The following is an 18,405-nucleotide window of genomic DNA, read 5'->3' as shown; positions in this document are numbered from 1 at the left end:
TCCCGCCGGTTGCAACTCTATCGTTTTCGCCGCTTCGAGGTCCAGACGCAGCCAATCGCTGTCCACGCCCGAAAAGTCTTTCGCGCGAAGCGGTTATGCAGGCTTATTCGAAACTGCGGCGTAATTGCGCACGGAGCGTTCCCGCGCGGCTGACGCCACGTGTGCGGCGCAAAAGAAGCCAACGCCGGCTTGCGTCCGGCGCACAGCAACGCAAGGCGCTGCCGCGCATCAGGGCACAACGTTAGTTCTAGACAAACGCCGTTCGGCTTTCTCGACAGACGCAATCAATCATGATCTGATCGCGCTACCAATTTGTCGCGCGGCGCATGATCGGGATCGGCGCTGACGGCACCGGCAAGACGCGATCAAGCAGCGATCAACAAGAAACGCCAACAAGAAAATCAAAAGCAAAACTCGGAAGAGTTCAGAGGAAACCCAGAACAATAAAACACCCAAGCGAGGAAACGAGATGTCACGAAAGACACTGACGCGACGTCAATTTGTGGCTGCCACTGCAATGTCCTCCGCGGCGCTGATCTCAGCGCCTTACGTCCGCGGCGCCTACGCCGCCGGCAAACTCTCGATAGGCTTCTGGGACCATTGGGTGCCGGGCGCCAACAAGGCCTCGACCGATCTCGTCAATGAATGGGCCGCCAAGGAGAAGGTCGAAGTCTCCATCGACTACATCACCAGCAACAACAAGAAGATCGAGCTGACCGCCGCCGCCGAAGCGCAGGCCAAGTCCGGTCACGACATCCTGCAAATGCCGAGCTGGTGGCCGCAGGCTTACGCCGAGAATCTCGAGCCGCTCAACGACGTCATGGAGCCGCTGCTCAAGCAGAACGGCGAGGTGAACGGCACCGTCAAATATCTCGGGCAGTCGGGCGGCAAATGGCTCGCAGTGCCTGCGACACCCGGCAGCCAGATCAAGGGCCCCTGCTCCCGCATCGACCTGATGAAGAAGCACGCCGGCATCGACGTGCAGGAGATGTATCCGGCCGGCGGCCCGCCCAAGGTCGAGAACTGGACCATGGAGACCTTCCTGAAGGCGGCCGAGGCTTGCCAGAAGGCGGGCTTCGCGTTCGGCATCGGCATGGGCGAGACCACCGACAGCGTGGACACCGCCGGCGCGATCTTCCAGTCGTTCGGCGCCGAGCTCGTCAATGCCAAGGGCGACATCACGGTGAAGACCGACCAGGTCCGCCAGGCGATGGAGTTCTACAAGAAGCTGATCGCCTTCCTGCCGCCGGATGCGCCGTCCTGGGATGACGCCTCCAACAACAAATGGCTGATCTCCGGCCGCGGCGCGATGATCCTCAATCCGCCGAGCGCGTGGGCCGTTGCCAAGCGCGACGCGCCGCAGGTCGCCGAGCAGTGCTGGACGCACGGCTTCCCGTCCGGTCCGAAGGGGCGGTTCGCACCGTACCTGCCCTACTTCTGGGGCGTCTGGAGCTTCGGCAAGAACAAGGAGGCCGCCAAGAGCCTGCTCGTTCACATGTCCTCGCCCTCGTCGATCGAGAAGTTCGTGGCAGTCAGCGGCGGCTATGACCTGCCGGCCTACGCGAACATGACCAAGTTCAAGACATGGGAGGAGGAAGGTCCGCCGAAGGGAACGCTCTTCCACTATCCGGACCCCTACAAGCATCAGACGCTGTCGATCGCAGCGTCGCCGGCGCCGCCGAAGATCGCGCAACAGATCTACTTCCAGGCGACGCTGACCAAGATGGCGCTGCGCTTTGCGCGCGGCGAAACCATGGAGCAGGCGCTCGCCTGGGCCGAAGGCGAGTGCGAAGGCTTCATGCGAAGCTAGACCGCGATGGGACAGGACGGCTCGCGCCGCGTGCGCGAGCCGTCCGCATCCCATCATCGGATGCGCATGCCTGCGAAGCCGCCCGAACGGCCGGCTTTGCAGTTGGAAGTCTGCGAAGAGAAGCACTCAAGAGAGCTGATTCAAGGAAGCTGACATGGCCGATGTCGTCGTTGAGCGAGGTCCCGTCGCCCGTGCGACGGGCGCGCGTAAGGGATCAAGCCTGCGCAATACGCTGGGGCGGAAATCGACGGTCGCGTTCCTCCTGACGCTGCCGCTGATCCTCCTGATCGCGCTGCTGGTGCTCTACCCCGCCTTCTATTCGCTCTATCTGGCGACGTTGAACAAGGCGATGACGAAATTCGTCGGCCTCGGCAATTTCACCTTCCTGTTCAAGCGCGAGACGTTCTGGATGGTGGTGCAGCAGTCCTGCATCTTCGCGATCACCGCCGTGATCTTCAAGGCGCTGATCGGCTTCATCGTCGCGCATTTCGTCCACAACATTCCCGGCAAGAAGCAGCGCAAATGGCGCGGCATGCTGCTGGTGCCCTGGGTGATCCCGCCGGCGATGAGCACGCTGGCCTGGCTGTGGCTGTTCGATCCTTCCTACAGCGCCTTCAACTATACGCTGTCCTTCTTCGGCGTCGGCCCGATCCCCTGGCTCGGCGACACCTTCTGGGCGCGCTTCTCCGTCATCCTCGTCAACGTCTGGTACGGCGCGCCGTTCTTCCTGATCATGTATCTCGCCGCCCTGAAATCCGTGCCGGACCAGCTCTACGAGGCGGCGTCGATCGACGGCGCCAATTGGTGGCAGAAGATCTGGCACATCACCTTGCCGATGATGCGCAACATCATCGCGATCACGACCCTGTTCTCGCTGATCGTGACCTTCGCCAATTTCGACATCGTGCGCATCCTGACGTCAGGCGGCCCGCTGGATACGACGCATCTGTTCGCCACCTGGGCGTTCCAGGTCGGCATCCAGAGCAGCGACATTCCGCTCGGCGCCTGCGTCTCGCTGTTCATGGTGCCGATCCTCGCCGTCGCAGCGATCTTCATCCTGCGCGATGTCAACAAACGCGGGAACGAAGCCTGATGAGCACGCTTGCAATCGACAAGGCCGGCCCCTCCCGCAAGGTCAAATACGGCAGCATGAGCCGCGACCGCACCTGGGCACTGCGCTGGTCCTATTTCTTCCTGGTGCTGTTCGCGATCTTCTTCCTGACGCCGCCGGTCTACATGCTGATCACCTCGCTCAAGAGCAGCGCGGAGATATCGGCGGCCACCAATCCCTGGTGGGTGTTCCACCCGACGCTGTCTAACTATGTCGAGCTCCTGACCTCGAACCAGTTCCTGCGCTTCTTCTGGAATTCGGCGATCGTGTCGATCGTCGTCGTCATCGTGACGATGCTGATCAGCATCCCCGCGGCCTTCGCGCTGGCGCGGATGAAATTCTGGGGTTCGGCGACGCTCGCTACCGGCGTCTTCCTGACCTACCTGATCCCGGACAGCCTTCTGTTCATCCCGCTGTTCAAGATGCTCGGGGTGGTCCAGGACGTGACCGGTATCACGCTGCTCAACCGATGGTACGTGCTGCTGTTCGTGTATCCGACGCTGACGGTGCCGTTCTGCACCTGGATCATGATCGGCTATTTCGCCTCGATCCCGAAGGAGCTCGACGAGGCCGCCCTCATCGACGGCGCCTCCTGGCTGCAGACCTTGACGCGGATCTTCATCCCCGTCGCGCTGCCCGGGCTGATCGCCGCGACCATCTTCGCCTTCACGGTGTCCTGGGCGCAGTTCCTCTACCCCCTGGTGTTCACGACGTCGGTCGATCAGCTCGTGCTGCCGGTCGGCATCACCACCACGCTGATCAAGGGCGACGTGTTCAACTGGGGACAGATCATGACCGGCGCGCTGCTCGGCGCCGCGCCGCCGCTGATCATCTACGCATTCCTGATGGACTACTACATTGCCGGCCTGACCGCCGGTGCGACAAAGGGTTGATGACTCATGGCTGACGTTGCTTTGCGGAAGGTAGTCAAGCGTTACGACGATGTCGAAGCCGTGCGCGGCATCGACCTCGATATCGCCGACCATGAGTTCATCGTGCTGGTCGGCCCCTCCGGCTGCGGCAAGTCGACCACCCTGCGCATGATCGCCGGGCTCGAGGACATCAGCGACGGCGACATCATGATCGGCGGCGACGTCGTCAACGACGTGCCGCCGAAGGATCGCGACATCGCGATGGTGTTCCAGAACTACGCGCTGTACCCGCACATGACGGTCGCCGAGAACATGTCGTTCGGGCTGCGTCTGAAGCATTATCCCAAGGCCGAGATCAAGGCCCGCGTGACGGAAGCCGCCCGGCTCCTCGACATCACCGACCTGATCGACCGCAAGCCGAAGCAGCTCTCCGGCGGCCAGCGCCAGCGCGTCGCGATGGGCCGCGCCATCGTGCGCAATCCGAAGGTCTTCCTGTTCGACGAGCCACTGTCCAACCTCGACGCGAAACTCCGCGTGCAGATGCGGATCGAGATCAAGAAGGTGCACCAGAAGGTGCGCACCACCACGGTCTACGTCACCCACGACCAGGTCGAGGCGATGACGCTGGCCGATCGCGTCGTGGTGATGAACAAGGGCAAGATCGAGCAGATCGGGACGCCGAACGAGCTCTACCACAAGCCGGCGACGCGCTTCGTGGCGGGCTTCATCGGCTCGCCCGCGATGAACTTCCTCCCGTGCCGCCTCGAGGATGTCGGCGGCACGCTTCAGCTTCGTCTCACCGACCGCATCGCCTTCGCGCTGCCGGCGGCCCGCGCCGCGCGCTACAACGCGCTGCCGCGGACCGACAAGCTGCTGCTCGGCATCCGGCCCGAGCATCTCACCGAGGCGCATGCGCATCTGGGGCCGGGCATCGAGACGTTCGACACCGTGCTCGATGTCACCGAGCCGATGGGAATGGAGACCCTGGTCTATTTCGGGCTCGACGGCACGCCGGTCTGCGGCCGTGTCGATCCCAATGCCGGCGCCAAGGACGGGGCTCCCATGCGTTTGGCGATGGACCTCAACAACATGCACCTGCTAAACGAGGAGACCGGCGCCGTCCTGTGACGCCGGCTCAAGAAACGCAAGGCAGGCAGGGGAGCGATGGCGTCCAACAAGAAGAAGATTTTCGTTACACAAACTTTGTCGCAAGGGGCACGCGCCCTCCTCACCCAGCGGGATGATATCGAGCTCGTCGAGTTTTCGAATCTGATCTCGGCCGGGGATTTCGAGGCCATGCTGAAGAGCCATGCGCCGGTCCATGGCGTGGCGCTCGGCGCCACCGCCTTCGGCGAGACCGAGCTCGAGGCCTCCAAGGACATGAAGGTGGTGACCCGCATCGGCGTCGGCTATGACGCCGTCGACGTCCCCGCCCTCTCCCGCCGCAAGGTGCCGCTGATGGTCGCCGGCAGCGCGAACTCGCCGTCCGTCGCCGAGCAGGCCCTGTTCATGATGCTGACGCTCGCCAAGCGCGCCCAGGAAATGCATTCCTGCGTCAAGGACGGCCAATGGGCTAACCGGCTTGGGATGCTGCCGTTCGATCTCTACGGCAAGACCGTGCTGATCATCGGCTTCGGCCGCATCGGCAGCCGCACCGCCAAGCGCTGCCTGGCGATGGAAATGAAGGTGCAGGTCTACGATCCCTACAAGGGCGCGGCCGACATCAAGGCGGCCGGATGCGAACCGGTCACCGATCTCGACGCCGCACTGCCGAACGCCGATTTCGTTACCATCCACTGCCCGAAGACACCGGAGACCGTCGGCCTGTTCGACGCCGCGCGGATCGGCCGGATGAAGCCGAAATCCTATCTCATCAACACCGCGCGCGGCGGCATCGTGAAGGAAGCTGCGCTGTACGACGCGCTGGTGTCCGGAAAGCTCGCGGGCGCCGGCATCGACGTGTTCGAGGTGGAGCCGCCGCCGGTCAGCAATGCGCTGTTCGCGCTGCCCAACGTCATCATGGCTCCGCACGTCGCCGGCGTCACCGTCGAGGCGGTGCAGCGCATGAGCGAGCAGACCGCGCGCAACATTTTGAGCGTGCTCGACGGCGATCCGATCACGCAGAACGTCATCAATCAGGACGTGCTCGGCTGAGCTCAACGAAGGCGGGCCGCCCACGCTGCCCGCCTTCGGACCGCCAGAAAGCGTCCCATTTTGGTGCAGATCGGGCCCCAACTCAGCCTTAATCAAACCTGCGTAATGTTCCCGGCCGCGGCGGCAGTGGGACAGACTTGCCGGCCGCGTCGAGCTGGAGGATGGACCCTTGTCAGAGATCGACCCGACCGACCACGCGCTGGCGACCATCGCCAGCATCCTGGAGCACCCCGAGCCCGCCCTCGTCGCCCGCGACACCGAAGCGGCGGCCGCCGACGAGGAGACGGTCGCTCACGAGGATACGGACGCCAACGAGGATACGGTCACGAGCGAGCATTCAGCCTCCGCCGACGAGCATGTGGTCGCCGATGAGCATCCCGTGGTCGAGGAGCAGCCGCTGGTGCCGGAGCACACCGATGCCGACGGCTACAGCAAGGTCGGGCCCGGGCCGATGGTGGCGATCCGCCTCAAATGGACGGTTCATCGCGGCGATGACGGGCAGTACTACGTCCACGAGACCATCGGCGAGCAATCCGCGCCTGTGGTCAGCGGACCCATGACGAGCGAGGCCGCAGTGCATTTCGTCGACGCGCACGAGGACGAGGCGAACAGGCGGTTCGAGCTGCTACGCAGCGAGATCGCCGGTCGCAGCTCGCTCGCCGAGTTCGAGCGCAAGGGCGAATCCTGACGCCCGCATGATCTTGACCTCTCCCCGGCCGGGGAGAGGTGCCCATCCCACCTCCCGCTATTTCCGTCCGAGATAATCCTTCTTCACGAGCTCGACGCCCGCGTGCCGCAACAGGTCGTAGGCGGTGGTGACGTGGAAGAAGAACTGCGGGACGCTGAATGTCAGCAGCAGCGTCCGCCCGGTGAAGGGCAACTCGGTCCCGTTTTTCAGCTTGAAGAAGACGTTCTGCTCCGCCGCGGCATCGATCGCCGCGCGCGGCAGGCTCTCGATGAATTCGATCGAGGTCGCGATGCGCGCCTGGAGCCCGGCCATGTCGTGCTCCAGCACCGGCAGCGCCACCGGCTCTTGCTGCGCCAGCAGGGCCGGCGCGACGGTGGCGTGGCGGCAGGCCTCGCCGATCTGCTGCGCCAGATCGTACATGTTCGGCGCAAGGCGCATGCCGAGCAAGACCGCCGGATTGAACTTGCGGGCCTCCGCATAGGCAACACCCTTGTCGAGCAGGACCGACAGGTTGCGCAAATTCGGCACGAAGAGGCCGACCGAGGCCTCGTACATCGAGATCGTCACCCGGCATTCCTTTCAATTCCGCCTCGCCAGCGGCGGGCATCTGGTCTAAATCCACGTCTGAAGAGCTGCACAATGACAGCTCGGGCATGGGTGGAAAAGATGATCGTTCGAATATCCGTTCGAATCGTGACGGCTTTGGCCGTGGCGTTGCTGGCAAACCTTTCGGCGCAGGCACAGCAGGCGCCCTCGCGCCTCGACGAGATCGTCAAGCGCGGCACATTGCGGGTCGGCATGACCGGCGACTACAAGCCCTTCACCTATCTCGACAAGACAACGCAGCAGTTCAGCGGCTTCGACGTCGACATGGCGGAGGCGCTCGGCAAGGCGCTCGGCGTCAAGGTCGAATACGTCGCGACAGCCTGGCCGAAGCTGATGAAGGATTTCGAGGCGGACCAGTTCGACATCGCCATGGGCGGCGTGTCGGTGACGCTCGACCGGCAGAAGAAGGGCTTCTTCTCGATGCCGATCATGCGCGAGGGCAAGACGCCGATCACGCGCTGCGGCGACGTCGGCAAGTACCAGAGCATCGCCGACATCGACAAGAAGGGCACCCGCGTCATCGTCAATCCCGGCGGCACCAACGAGCGCTTCGCGCGCGCCAACATCAAGGACGCCGAGATCACCGTGTTCGCCGACAACACCGTGATCTTCGACGAGATCGCGAAGGGCAATGCCGACCTGATGATGACGGACGCCTCCGAGACGCGCTACCAGCAGAAGCAGCACGCCGGCGTGCTCTGCGCGGTGCATCCGGAAAAGCCGTTCGACTTCTCGGAGAAGGCCTACTGGCTCCAGCGCGACATGGCGTTCAAGGCCTTCGTCGACCAGTGGCTGCACATCTCCATGGAAGACGGCAGCTACAGGAAGATCTACGCCGCCTGGTTCGACTAGGGCGCTTTCACGCGTTGGAGCTCGCGCGCCGTTCCGATTCCAGGGGAACGGCGCTCCAGGCCGCGTCCTCCTGTCGCTCGTCTCCGCCACACGTTGGACCGGCTATGGACTCGAGTTCAAGCTCGCCGATGCAACGTTCTGGCATGGCGGACAGGGGCTGATGTCGTGGGTCGACGGCAACGTCGAGAACGAACGGCGCGGGAATGCCGGCTGGTGACCAAGCAGGTTGCTGGCACGGCCAAAATCGACCCGTTCATCGCGCCGCTCGCCAACGGCCGCGCGGAGATCCGGGGCGAGACGCTGCAGCTGAAAGCGGAGGCGACATGAGCCGGCCGATGTATCTACTTCACCTTCACAGTTGCCCGACGTTCGCACAGGCCGAACAGCGGTTCGCGGCACTCCGATTGCCGACCGCGCTGATCAGGATACGCATCTCGCCCCAGCGAGGCGCAGACGCCATGGGCGGAAGCAGCGACTCCTTTTGAATATGCAACCTTGATCGGGTACATCTTGGCTGCCGCAATGGCCCAAGGGGGTAAAGGCAGCCTGTGAACAAGATCCTTGAATTTGCACCGTCAGCAGCATTTTACGTGCTCGCGCTCGCTGCTCAGGTGAGCGGATTTACCAGCTCAAGCATCGCCGCAACTCTGGCGGGGGCCGGCACCCTGATGCTATCACTCCCTGCATTTCATTACGTCCATCGATGGCACGTCCATCGAACGGCGAGCGGGAGGAGAGCCTTGGATTCCTGGTACTTCATCGTAACGTTTGTCATCATCGGCGTGCTCGCGATTGGTGCCGCAGCGTTCGGGCTGGGAGCGAGGGCGACTGCAACGAGCGAAGAGCGGGCGCCGAGCGCCTCTCAGAAGGCAAACGCCGAGTCCCCTCCCCTCAAGGACATCGACGTGATATGGGACATCGACGGAACGATTTGGCTCACGGGTGTATACACGCGGTCAGGAACAAATCTGACCGCTTACGTTGCGGGCTATTCGCCGGAAACCTTCAACACGACCATTGGCGCTCCACGACGAGACATGTGGGCCTACATGCCCTCGGCCGGCGTGAGAAGCGCTACGTCCACCGAGCCAAAGTTCAGCCGCGATACGCAGGCTCGGATAAAGATTGGGTCTCTGAGTGAGATTGAAAACAGATGGATCTTCATTGCGGGTGACAAGCGGTTAGGCACTTATCGGGGCGGCTTCCTCGGTGTGATCTCGCTGTCCACCGACCAGCAAGAAAACGCCGGACGAATTCCCTTTGCCATCGTGTCCCGCGCGACGGTCGCCAACACTGATGTTATGCCAGTTGTCATTGGACCCAGGATCATCCAGTTCCAACTGTCGATGCTGTCCGAGCCAGGTAATTGAGGGGCCTAAGCCACGTCCTTCCTGATCAACACCAGCGTCGCTGGCGCGTCCATCCCGGGCGCCAGTGCGATCCTCTCCAAATATTTCAGTGTGAGATGCAGGCCGTGGCCGTGGCCGGCCCCTCGCCTATTGAACCCGGAACAGCGGGACGGCGACTCATACCGAGACAGTGATCTAGATCACGTTTTGGAATGAAGCCGGCGCGTAAGTGTCGGTGCGGGGACCACCTGTTCAGGAGATGGAAATGAGGAAGCTGTTGGCCGCGGCCGCATTCCTTTTGGCGAGCACTGCCGCGCAGGCGCAGTACACCTTCGAATATGGCGGGCGCACCATCCGCATCGATCCCGACCGCGGCACGGTGCAGATCCCCGGCGTGTACGACAATACCGGCCAGGGCAAGGCCAAGAAGACCACCAAGAAGAACGAGACGGCGCCGGGCCAGCAGCCGCAGGAGGCCAAGGTCGATCCGCAGCCGCCGGCCGGACCGGCGCCCCCGCCTGCTCCGGCCGCAGCTCCGCCCGTCGCCACGCAGGCTCCCGCGCCCGTCGTGGCCGCACCGCCTCCGGTGCCGCCTGCTCCGCCACCGCCCGCGACCGCCAACGCCGCTCCGGGCGACACGGCTCTCGTGCCTCCACCCGCACCGCCTCCGGCCCCCGCTCCCGCCGAGCAGCAGGCCGCTCCGGCGGCACCGCCTGCACCGCCGCCGGCCACAGCGGCAGCCGCGCCGCCCGCACCCCCGGCCCCGCCGCCGGCGCCGGCCCCCGCACCGGTCCAGTCCGCAGCAGTTGCTCCGCCGGCTCCGGCCGCCGCGCCCACGCGCGATCTCAATTCGCCGCTCGGCGTCTGGCTGACCGAGGAGAAGGAAGGCAAGGTCCGCATCGAGCAATGCGGCAGCAATCTCTGCGGCTATTCGGTCGACAGCAAATCGAACCAGAACGGCGAGCAGGTGCTGATCAACATGAAGCCCGGCAAGGACCAGAAATGGTCCGGCCGCATCCTCGATCCCAACAGCGGGTCGACCTACGACTCCACGATCGCCATGAAGGGCACCGACCGCCTGCGCGTGCAGGGCTGCGCCTTCGGCGGCATGTTCTGCGGCGGCCAGACCTGGACGCGGGTGAACTGAGTTCGGCCTCGACGCTCTGACCAAAACAAGGGGCCCGTGATCCGGGCCCCTTTTGCTTGGCTTCGCGATGTCATGGCGAGGTGAGCCACCTCACAGAGCCGCTTGCAGGCGTGAGCCCCCTCACATCGCCGGTTCCACGCGGCGTGCCACGTTCCCCGGCATGGTCAACCACAGGGGCGTGCCATGCACGGCTTTCGCAGAGGACTCTTCGCTACTCTTGTCGCCATCGCTTTTCCGCTGACGCAGGCGTCTGCCGCGACAAGCAGCTTCGACGGCACATGGAATGTCCGCATCTCGTCGTCGAGCGAGACCTGCGGCAATGGCGCGACCGTCGCGATCGGCATCAACAATGGTCAGATCGCATCAAGCAGCGCCGCGGTGACGGCCTCGGGCCGCGTGGCGGACGCCGGCAGCATCAACGTCACCCTGAGCACCGGCATCAAACGCGCCGTCGGCTTCGGCCGGCTCAGCGGCGCCTCCGGCTCCGGCACCTGGCGCGGCGCGCTGTGCACGGGCACCTGGACGGCGGAGCGGATGTAGTAGGAGCACGGCAGATCTTGGAAGAGTAGAGGAGCGCCTGCCCTCCACCACCGAAGAAACATGACAATCGTAACCGGCAGGATTTCCATCCGGCCGAAAGTCGGCTATGATTTCCCAGCTACGTGGCTCTCGTCTGGACGCCCCAGACTCAGTACTGCGCAGGACCAAACCCCGAACCAGCCCGGGCGCCCCGGTGAGCATTCGAGGGAAACATATCACGGTGCGACTTTGGTCGCTGGTGACGTTTTCCAGATGCTTCAACCTGTTGGCGATCTTCGAAGACATCAGTCAGCCGGCAAAGTCGCTCCCAGCATCAAGAGCGCATCACTATGGCTGATATCGACGACGATCTTGTACAGGCGAGATGACCCTTATGGAGTTACGCCGCGCAAAGACTGAAGAATTTGAGCGATCCTTGGATATCGTGCGGCAACTGGCCCACACGATCAGCAACAAGGGTCAGCGCGGGCTCCAGCTAGAGACTGCTCAAGCCGATGCTTGGCTCACCATCTGCACTCTAGGTCAAACGCTAGAGAGGGAGAACAGCGCCCCTGACGAGATTTGGCGGAAAGCTATCTCATTGACCGAGCGCTGGAAAGCTCTTCTCGTCTAAGCTTAACTCGATGTCTGCCAAGGTGGGGATAACCGGAGCAACTATAGCGAGTATCCTGCCCCGCGGGCTATAGAGCGTTGATATGCGGATCACCTCGCGAGATCAACCATGAAGAGATCAACGCTCACCACAGCCGATGTCCCGAGACTTCATAACGACAGGCCTATTGCAGGACCTGCAGAGGATCGATTTGGTGTTGACCCATTCGCGCAGACACTAGCTTCCAGCCTTCGCGGAATGGAGTCGCCTGACGGCACGGTGGTCGCTTTAAACGGACCTTGGGGCTCCGGCAAAAGTAGCATTGTGAACTTAATAAAGCACCATCTTGGAGATACGAGCCGAGGTGCCGAGATAACGGTGCTCGATTTTGCATGCTGGTGGTTCCGGGGTGAGGAGGCCCTCGCACTAGAGTTTTTTCGGCAACTATACGCTGGCCTTAGCCCGTCTCTAGGGAAACGTTTTAGGAAGGCTCTGCCAAAGTTAGCCACGCGAGTACTGCAGGCGGGATCAACTGTCGGTGCAGCGGTTGACCTTACAGGCGCGACAGCTGGAACTGGGACCCTTCTCTCCAAGGCGACGTCTTGGATCTCATATTTTTTCGGCGGCGGCGATACTGTGGAGAAACTACATCGAGAGCTAGTAGACGAGCTAAGTAGGCAGCAGAAGAGATTTCTCATCATCATCGATGACATCGATCGCTTGTCTCCGGATGAAGCTCTTGTCATGTTTCGTTTGGTTAAGTCGGTCGGCCGGCTGCCAAATATTGTTTACTTGCTTGTCTTTGATCGTGAGTTGGCAGAAAAAGTAGTTGCTGAACGCTATCCTTCAGAGGGGCACCACTATCTAGAAAAGATCATTCAAGCAGCGTTCGACACACCTCCGCCACGCCCTTCAGACTTGAGCCAAGAATTGCTGCATCAGGTAGGCCAGATATGCGGCTCGCCGCCTGAGAGACAAATGGCTCGCTTCATGAACGTATTTTACGACGTTGTTGCGCCTGAAATGCGCACCCCTCGCGATCTTGTTCGCTTGGTAAATACTCTGGCGGTGATCTGGCCTGCTCTAAAAACGGCGGTCGATGAAGCTGACTTCGTCGCAATTGAAACCCTGCGGGTGCTCCGTCCCCGTCTATACCATTCCCTGAAGCGTCACAAAGATAGGCTATGCGGAACGGCTAGGGACAATCGTGGTCGGGACGAGGCGACCGAACTCGATCGGGTATTCCTTGGCTCAGAGGACACTTCAGATCACGACCGGCTCCGTCGCGCCCTCATGCGCTTGTTTCCTCGACTTAGTTCAGTTTGGAGCAATGTGCACTATGGCGCCGATTCTGCAGAGGACTGGGCACGGGATCGCTTGGTCTGCTCTAAAGAGCACTTCGATTCATATTTCCGCTTTTCAATAGGAGACGACGTACTTCCGAAATCGGAACTCGACACGGTAATGCTTCGTGCAAGAGATACCGAATTCATCAAAGCCACTTTCCGGTCGGCGATCTCGACGATTCGCAGAAATGGGAGGACGAAGGCGATGCTGCTTCTGGAGGAGCTGAATCTGCACGCCGCGGAGATAGCGAGCGACGCTGTTCTTCCACTCTTGTCCGCCCTCTTCGAGATCGCAGACGAACTTGAACTCGATTCGGATCGCGCCGGCGCTTTTGACATCGGGGATAATCGGCTTCGACTTCATTGGTTGTTGCGGCGGCTCACACTTGAACGCTTCGATCTATCGCAGCGGTCGCAAATTTTTGCTTCAGCCTGCGAGTTCGCATCCCTGGGGTGGCTCGTGGATTTCGCAGACTCCGCATATCGCGACTATTATCCACGTGAAGGTCGTCCGCCGGAGGCGCCAGAACGATGCTTAACTACCGAAGAAGATGCGAACCGACTTCGGGAGCGCGCCTTGCAACATATTCGAAACGCCGCGCATTCAGGAGCTCTCGCTGGTTCCAGACAACTCCCCTACCTTTTGTTCAGATGGCGGGAACTGGCGGAAAATGGGGAGGAAGAAGTGAAAGTTTGGACTGCCGAACAGATTCGTAACGATAGGATGATTGCGGTCTTCGCACAGGCTTTTACGACCCACTCCTGGAGCCAAAGCCTAGGAATGGCGGGGCTTGCGGACCGTGTCGCTATACGGAACACGCGAGCTGAAGTCAGTTCTCTCGATAAGATACTCGACGTGCCGGCCTTTCGTGGCCGCCTAGAGCGCCTTGCACTGGATGAGACCTCCGACCCTGCTATTCGTACCTTCTTGAAGGCATGGAAGAAGCAAGAACACGAACGGGACTAGACGCCGACGGAAGGCCCGCCCCGAGCTTGAGCCCTGCGCTGCAGAGTCGCGTCCGGGCGACTGCGATGCTGTCAGGAGCTATTCGTAGATGCGACGCAGCTACCGCGCTGCGTCGCATCCGAGGCACGAGAGCCTAGCCCAGGGCCGCGCCGTATTCCTCGTCCGTCACCGGATGAAGCCAGGTCGAGAACTTGCCGTCGAGTGCCTCCTGCATGGCGATGTGGCACATGCCGTTGGTCGGCGACGCGCCGTGCCAGTGCAGCTCACCGGGCGGGATCCAGATGGTGTCACCAGGGCGGATCTCGCGGATCGGGCCGCCCTTGGCCTGGATGCGGCCGACGCCGGAGATGACGTACAGCGTCTGCCCGAGCGGATGATGATGCCAGTTGGTGCGCGCGCCGGGCTCGAACGAGACGCGCGAGCAATTCAGGTGCGCCGGCTCCGGCGTCATGATCACAGGGTCCTGCCACACCGTGCCGGTGAAGTTTTCCTTGGGCGCGCGGCGGGTCGGCCGCGTGCCTGCGACGTGAATCTCCATGGGGGTACCTCGCTTCTGGGGTGTTGTTACTTCTTGCTGGCGGCGTAGCGCGCCTTGGTCTCGGCGTTCATGGGATAGAGGCCCGGCAGCACGGCGCCGTTGTTCACCTCGTTGACGATCCAGGCTTCCATCCGCTCCTGCTCGACGCCCTCGTTGAGGACGTGCTCGAGCATCGCCTGCGGGATCAGCACGCAGCCGTCCTGGTCGGCGACCACGATATCGTTCGGGAAAACGGCAACGCCGCCGCAGCCGATCGGCTCGCCCCAGCCGACGAAGGTCAGGCCCGCGACCGACGGCGGCGCGGCATAGCCGTCGCACCACACCGGCAGATTGGTGCCGAGCACGCCCTCGACGTCACGCACCACGCCGTCGGTGACGAGCGCGGTGACGCCGCGCTTCATCATGCGCGCGCACAGGATGTCGCCGAAGATGCCGGCATCGGTGATGCCCATGGCATCGACCACGGCGATGCAGCCTTCCGGCATCGCCTCGATCGCGGTGCGGGTCGAGATCGGCGAGGACCAGGATTCCGGCGTCGCCAGATCCTCGCGCGCCGGCACGAAACGCAGCGTGAAAGCGGGTCCCACCAGGCGCGGCAGGCCCGGACGCAGCGGGCGCGCGCCGCGCATCCAGACGTTACGCAGGCCCTTCTTCAGCAGGACCGTGGTGATGGTGGCAGTGGTGATGCCGGCGAGGGTCTTGCGGGCTTCGGGGGACAGCGACATGGACGAGAACGAGCTCCGAGGTGCGGGAAAGAACGCGCGCATCTTGCGAGCCGCGAGCGTTGCGTCAAGGGCGAAAAGGCCTGCAGGAATGCAGGGCGGCAGCGCCGTTATGCGACGCGATAACAAGGCTTTATCGCTCCCCCCGGCATTAATTTATTGGACTTGCGGGCGCATTTACGCGAAGCAGGGACAAGCGGAACTCAAGGTCGAGCCCGCTTTCCCGAGAAGCCCGATTTCGACAGCGCTTTGACAGCTCATGGCCGCGACGCTTCCCCCGCCCCGTCTTCTGCCCAGTGGCGACAGTGCCGTCACGGTCGAGTTCAGCCGCACCATCGACGACGACGCCAACCAGCGCGTGCTGGCGCTCGACAAGGCGCTCGCCGCCAGCCCGATCGACGGCATCACTGAGACCGTGCCGACCTATCGCTCGCTGCTTGTGCACTACGATCCCGGCAAGATCGGCTTCGACGCGCTCGGCGAGAAGATCCTCCCGATCGCCAGCCGGCCGTTGCCGCCGGCCACCAAGGCGCGGCGCTGGCGCGTTCCCGTGGCGTATGGCGGCGAGCATGGCATCGACCTCGAGGATGTCGCAAAGGCCCTCAACACCACGCCCGACGACATCATCGCCCGGCATGCGGGCGGCGACTACAAGGTCGCCATGATCGGCTTCACGCCGGGCTGGTCCTATCTCAGCGGCCTCGACAAATCCCTGCACATGTCGCGGCGGCAATCGCCGCGGCTGCTGACGCCGGCCGGCACGATCTCGATCGGCGGCATCCAGGCCGGTATCCAGTGCCTGGCCGCGCCGAGCGGCTGGCACCTGCTCGGCCGCACGCCGGTCAGAACCTATCAGCTCCACCGCAATCCGACCTTCCTCACCGAACCCGGTGACCGCGTGACGTTTTTCGCCATCGACCACAAGACGTTCGAGGACATGGACCGCGCCGCCGAGGCTGGCGAGATTGTCGCCGAGCAGGTGGACGCATGAGCCGGCTCGTCATTGCCAGCATCGGGCCGGCAAGCTCCGTCCAGGACGGCGGCCGCCACGGTGCGCAGCGCTACGGCCTGACTGTCAGCGGCGCGATGGACCGCCTGTCGCTGGCGGCGGCGAACACGCTGGTCGGCAACGACCCGTTCGCGGCCAGCGTCGAGATCGGCCCGTTCGGCGCCACGTTCACCGCCAAGGATGGCGCCGTGCGCGTGGCGATCGCGGGCGCGCCGCGCAATGCGGACGTCGCGGGGAAGCCGGTGGCCATGGAGACGTCGGTGACGCTGAAGGACGGCGAGACCTTGACGCTGGGCTTTGCCCGCGGCGGTGCCTTCACGTATCTGGCGATCGAAGGCGGCATCAAAGGCGAGCTCGTGTTCGGAAGCCTTGCCGTGAACGCCCGGGCTGGCCTCGGCAGCCCCTACCCGCGTCCGCTCCAGGCCGGCGACGAGTTCACCACCGATGCCGCGAGCGGCGCGCCGGAGCTGCGCATCGAGCTGCCGAAGCCCGCGACAGGTCCGATCCGCGTGCTGCTGGGTCCGCAGGACGACGAATTCGACGACGCCAACAAGGCGTTGTTCCTCGACAGCGAATGGAAGATCTCGGCGACCTCGGACCGCATGGGCTACCGGCTCGAAGGCCCCGCGATCAAGCACCTGCACGGCCACAACATCGTCTCGGACGGCACCGTCAACGGCAGCATCCAGGTGCCCGGCAACGGCTCGCCGATCGCGCTGATGATGGACCGCGGCACCTCCGGCGGTTATCCGAAGATCGCGACCGTGATCACCGCGGACATCGGCCGGCTGGCGCAGACCTCGGCAGGAACGGCGTTCCGCTTCAAGCAGGTCGGCATGGCCGAGGCGCAGGACGAGGCGCGCAAGTTCGCCCAATTGATCCGCGGCCTCCCCGACCGCCTGCGCTCCTCCGACACCGTCGAGCTCAACATCGAGGCGCTGAGCGATGCCAACGTCGCCGGCTATGCAGTGAGCGCCGTCGACGCCGGAACGTGGCAGGTGACGGCGGAACCGTAAGCGGCAACAAGACCAGAGGCGGAGAGCACCCCATGAAGACGATCGACCTCAATTGCGACCTCGGCGAAGGTTTTGGCGCGTGGGAGATGGGCAACGACGCCGCGATGATCGAGCTCGCAAGCTCGGTCAACGTCGCCTGCGGCTTCCATGCCGGGGACCCCGACATCATGCGCCGCACGGTGGAGCTGGCGAAAGCCCGCGGCGTCTCGGTCGGCGCGCATCCCGGCTACCGCGACCTGCACGGCTTCGGCCGTCACCCGATCGCGGGCCTGAAGGCGTCCGAGATCGAGAACCTCGTCGCCTACCAGATCGGCGCGCTGCAGGCGATTGCGACCGCGGCCGGCCACAAGGTCACGCATGTGAAGGCGCATGGCGCGCTCTCCAACGTCGCCTGCGAGGACGACATGACGGCGAAGGCGATCGCCGCCGGCATCAAGGCCGTCGATCCAAACCTCATCTTCGTCGTGCTCGCCAATTCGAAGCTGGTGAAGGCCGGCGAAGAGGCCAATCTGCCGCTGGTGCACGAAGTGTTCGCCGACCGCGCCTATGAGGACGACGGCAACCTCGTCTCGCGCAAGAAGCAAGGCGCGGTGCTGCACGATGCCAAGGCGATCGCCGACCGCGTGGTGCGCATGGTGCAGGACGGCGCGGTGGTGTCGGTCACCGGCAAGGTCATCAAGATGCGCACGGACACGGTGTGCATCCACGGCGATACCCACGGCGCAGTCGAGATCGCGCGGACCTTGCGTCAGGCGTTGAAGGAAGCGGGGATCGAGGTCGCGCCGTTCAAGCGCGGGGCGTGAGGCACATCAGGTGCCGTAGGGTGGGCAAAGGCGCGATGCGCCGTGCCCACCATCTCCACATGATCGAGACAGGTGGTGGGCACGCTTCGCTTTGCCCACCTTACGAGAATGGTTACGCTCGTTAGAACGGGTGTACCGACAGCGTCCCGAACACGATCGCTGCAATGACCGCGAACGCGCTGTAGAGCGCGACATGGTGCATGCTCGCCCAGGTCCGCCGTGAGAGCGAGCGCGCGTAGAAGTGCAGTCTGGCTTCCGCCGATAGTTCGCGCATGGTCGATCT

The 18,405-nt window shown here is 63.3% G+C and carries 18 protein-coding genes; 14 read left to right on the top strand and 4 right to left on the bottom strand.

Annotated elements, in window-relative coordinates; translation table 11 throughout:
- Positions 1–469: 469 nt before the first annotated feature.
- From A7X65_RS06585 to A7X65_RS42510, 6 genes are all read left to right on the top strand, one after another.
- Positions 470–1,810 (top strand): ABC transporter substrate-binding protein, encoded by a 1,341-nt coding sequence (locus A7X65_RS06585; protein ID WP_063683466.1) that lies wholly within the window; start codon positions 470–472, stop codon positions 1,808–1,810.
- A 154-nt stretch (positions 1,811–1,964) separates the two neighbouring features.
- A complete protein-coding gene (locus A7X65_RS06580; RefSeq protein WP_063683465.1) occupies positions 1,965–2,903 on the top strand; it encodes a carbohydrate ABC transporter permease in 939 nt (312 codons plus the stop codon).
- Positions 2,903–3,814 (top strand): carbohydrate ABC transporter permease, encoded by a 912-nt coding sequence (locus A7X65_RS06575; RefSeq protein ID WP_063683464.1) that lies wholly within the window; start codon positions 2,903–2,905, stop codon positions 3,812–3,814. Before A7X65_RS06580 ends, A7X65_RS06575 begins: the two co-directional genes overlap by 1 nt.
- Before the next feature lie 6 nt (positions 3,815–3,820).
- Positions 3,821–4,921 (top strand): ABC transporter ATP-binding protein, encoded by a 1,101-nt coding sequence (locus A7X65_RS06570; protein ID WP_063683463.1) that lies wholly within the window; start codon positions 3,821–3,823, stop codon positions 4,919–4,921.
- Positions 4,922–4,957: 36 nt separating this feature from the next.
- The gene (locus tag A7X65_RS06565; RefSeq protein ID WP_063683462.1) at positions 4,958–5,947 is read left to right on the top strand and encodes a hydroxyacid dehydrogenase; all 990 of its coding nucleotides are present in this window, start codon (positions 4,958–4,960) and stop codon (positions 5,945–5,947) included.
- Positions 5,948–6,116: 169 nt separating this feature from the next.
- Positions 6,117–6,635 carry a hypothetical protein gene (locus tag A7X65_RS42510; protein WP_063683461.1) on the top strand — a complete coding sequence of 173 codons (519 nt, stop codon included), beginning with the start codon at positions 6,117–6,119 and terminating at the stop codon, positions 6,633–6,635.
- Between the two features lie 57 nt (positions 6,636–6,692).
- Here the strand turns inward: A7X65_RS42510 and A7X65_RS06555 are convergent, their stop codons facing one another.
- Positions 6,693–7,190 carry a DUF1993 domain-containing protein gene (locus A7X65_RS06555; protein ID WP_063684830.1) on the bottom strand — a complete coding sequence of 166 codons (498 nt, stop codon included), beginning with the start codon at positions 7,188–7,190 and terminating at the stop codon, positions 6,693–6,695.
- 111 nt (positions 7,191–7,301) lie between these two features.
- Here A7X65_RS06555 and A7X65_RS06550 point away from each other — a divergent pair, with 111 nt between their 5' ends.
- From A7X65_RS06550 to A7X65_RS06525, 5 genes are all read left to right on the top strand, one after another.
- A complete protein-coding gene (locus A7X65_RS06550; RefSeq protein ID WP_063684829.1) occupies positions 7,302–8,093 on the top strand; it encodes a transporter substrate-binding domain-containing protein in 792 nt (263 codons plus the stop codon).
- Positions 8,094–8,641: 548 nt separating this feature from the next.
- Complete coding sequence (locus A7X65_RS06545; RefSeq protein WP_156527671.1) at positions 8,642–9,463, top strand: hypothetical protein; 822 nt, start codon at positions 8,642–8,644, stop codon at positions 9,461–9,463.
- Between the two features lie 244 nt (positions 9,464–9,707).
- Positions 9,708–10,589: a DUF2147 domain-containing protein gene (locus A7X65_RS06540; protein WP_063683459.1), complete on the top strand. Its 882-nt coding sequence runs from the start codon at positions 9,708–9,710 to the stop codon at positions 10,587–10,589.
- A gap of 183 nt (positions 10,590–10,772) precedes the next feature.
- Positions 10,773–11,129, top strand: a complete 357-nt coding sequence (locus A7X65_RS06535; protein WP_063683458.1) for a hypothetical protein — start codon at positions 10,773–10,775, stop codon at positions 11,127–11,129.
- Between the two features lie 721 nt (positions 11,130–11,850).
- The gene (locus A7X65_RS06525) at positions 11,851–14,034 is read left to right on the top strand and encodes a KAP family P-loop NTPase fold protein (RefSeq protein WP_063683456.1); all 2,184 of its coding nucleotides are present in this window, start codon (positions 11,851–11,853) and stop codon (positions 14,032–14,034) included.
- Positions 14,035–14,167: 133 nt separating this feature from the next.
- Here A7X65_RS06525 and A7X65_RS06520 read toward each other — a convergent pair whose 3' ends face one another.
- The gene (locus A7X65_RS06520; RefSeq protein ID WP_063683455.1) at positions 14,168–14,572 is read right to left on the bottom strand and encodes a (R)-mandelonitrile lyase; all 405 of its coding nucleotides are present in this window, start codon (positions 14,570–14,572) and stop codon (positions 14,168–14,170) included.
- Positions 14,573–14,598: 26 nt separating this feature from the next.
- Positions 14,599–15,297: a ribonuclease activity regulator RraA gene (locus A7X65_RS06515; RefSeq protein ID WP_027536148.1), complete on the bottom strand. Its 699-nt coding sequence runs from the start codon at positions 15,295–15,297 to the stop codon at positions 14,599–14,601.
- A 256-nt stretch (positions 15,298–15,553) separates the two neighbouring features.
- Here A7X65_RS06515 and pxpB point away from each other — a divergent pair, with 256 nt between their 5' ends.
- The 3 genes from pxpB to A7X65_RS06500 are packed head-to-tail and all read left to right on the top strand — an operon-like array spanning position 15,554 to position 18,122.
- Complete coding sequence (gene pxpB / locus A7X65_RS06510; protein ID WP_063683454.1) at positions 15,554–16,285, top strand: 5-oxoprolinase subunit PxpB; 732 nt, start codon at positions 15,554–15,556, stop codon at positions 16,283–16,285.
- The gene (locus A7X65_RS06505) at positions 16,282–17,319 is read left to right on the top strand and encodes a 5-oxoprolinase subunit C family protein (RefSeq protein WP_063683453.1); all 1,038 of its coding nucleotides are present in this window, start codon (positions 16,282–16,284) and stop codon (positions 17,317–17,319) included. Before pxpB ends, A7X65_RS06505 begins: the two co-directional genes overlap by 4 nt.
- 32 nt (positions 17,320–17,351) lie before the next feature.
- The gene (locus A7X65_RS06500) at positions 17,352–18,122 is read left to right on the top strand and encodes a LamB/YcsF family protein (protein WP_063683452.1); all 771 of its coding nucleotides are present in this window, start codon (positions 17,352–17,354) and stop codon (positions 18,120–18,122) included.
- Positions 18,123–18,243: 121 nt separating this feature from the next.
- On the opposite strand, the gene A7X65_RS41525 is transcribed toward A7X65_RS06500, so the two are convergent.
- On the bottom strand, positions 18,244–18,396 hold the full coding sequence (locus tag A7X65_RS41525) for a hypothetical protein (protein WP_063683451.1): 153 nt from the start codon (positions 18,394–18,396) through the stop codon (positions 18,244–18,246).
- Between the last annotated feature and the right edge of the window lie 9 nt (positions 18,397–18,405).

It is taken from the genome of Bradyrhizobium stylosanthis, from assembly GCF_001641335.1.
In the GTDB taxonomy this organism is placed as follows: Bacteria; Pseudomonadota; Alphaproteobacteria; order Rhizobiales; family Xanthobacteraceae; genus Bradyrhizobium; species Bradyrhizobium stylosanthis.
The sequence above is the reverse complement of the archived record's forward strand: the minus strand, read 5'-3'. Positions and strand labels throughout refer to the sequence as shown.

Excerpts from the sequence above, each read along its gene's own strand:
- A7X65_RS06585 (WP_063683466.1), top strand. The coding sequence starts at position 470 with ATGTCACGAAAGACACTGACGCGACGTCAATTTGTGGCTGCCACTGCA.
- A7X65_RS06580 (WP_063683465.1), top strand. The coding sequence starts at position 1,965 with ATGGCCGATGTCGTCGTTGAGCGAGGTCCCGTCGCCCGTGCGACGGGC.
- A7X65_RS06575 (WP_063683464.1), top strand. The coding sequence starts at position 2,903 with ATGAGCACGCTTGCAATCGACAAGGCCGGCCCCTCCCGCAAGGTCAAA.
- A7X65_RS06570 (WP_063683463.1), top strand. The coding sequence starts at position 3,821 with ATGGCTGACGTTGCTTTGCGGAAGGTAGTCAAGCGTTACGACGATGTC.
- A7X65_RS06565 (WP_063683462.1), top strand. The coding sequence starts at position 4,958 with ATGGCGTCCAACAAGAAGAAGATTTTCGTTACACAAACTTTGTCGCAA.
- A7X65_RS06555 (WP_063684830.1), bottom strand. The coding sequence starts at position 7,190 with ATGTACGAGGCCTCGGTCGGCCTCTTCGTGCCGAATTTGCGCAACCTG.
- A7X65_RS06550 (WP_063684829.1), top strand. The coding sequence starts at position 7,302 with ATGATCGTTCGAATATCCGTTCGAATCGTGACGGCTTTGGCCGTGGCG.
- A7X65_RS06540 (WP_063683459.1), top strand. The coding sequence starts at position 9,708 with ATGAGGAAGCTGTTGGCCGCGGCCGCATTCCTTTTGGCGAGCACTGCC.
- A7X65_RS06535 (WP_063683458.1), top strand. The coding sequence starts at position 10,773 with ATGCACGGCTTTCGCAGAGGACTCTTCGCTACTCTTGTCGCCATCGCT.
- A7X65_RS06525 (WP_063683456.1), top strand. The coding sequence starts at position 11,851 with ATGAAGAGATCAACGCTCACCACAGCCGATGTCCCGAGACTTCATAAC.
- A7X65_RS06520 (WP_063683455.1), bottom strand. The coding sequence starts at position 14,572 with ATGGAGATTCACGTCGCAGGCACGCGGCCGACCCGCCGCGCGCCCAAG.
- A7X65_RS06515 (WP_027536148.1), bottom strand. The coding sequence starts at position 15,297 with ATGTCGCTGTCCCCCGAAGCCCGCAAGACCCTCGCCGGCATCACCACT.
- pxpB (WP_063683454.1), top strand. The coding sequence starts at position 15,554 with ATGGCCGCGACGCTTCCCCCGCCCCGTCTTCTGCCCAGTGGCGACAGT.
- A7X65_RS06505 (WP_063683453.1), top strand. The coding sequence starts at position 16,282 with ATGAGCCGGCTCGTCATTGCCAGCATCGGGCCGGCAAGCTCCGTCCAG.
- A7X65_RS06500 (WP_063683452.1), top strand. The coding sequence starts at position 17,352 with ATGAAGACGATCGACCTCAATTGCGACCTCGGCGAAGGTTTTGGCGCG.
- A7X65_RS41525 (WP_063683451.1), bottom strand. The coding sequence starts at position 18,396 with ATGCGCGAACTATCGGCGGAAGCCAGACTGCACTTCTACGCGCGCTCG.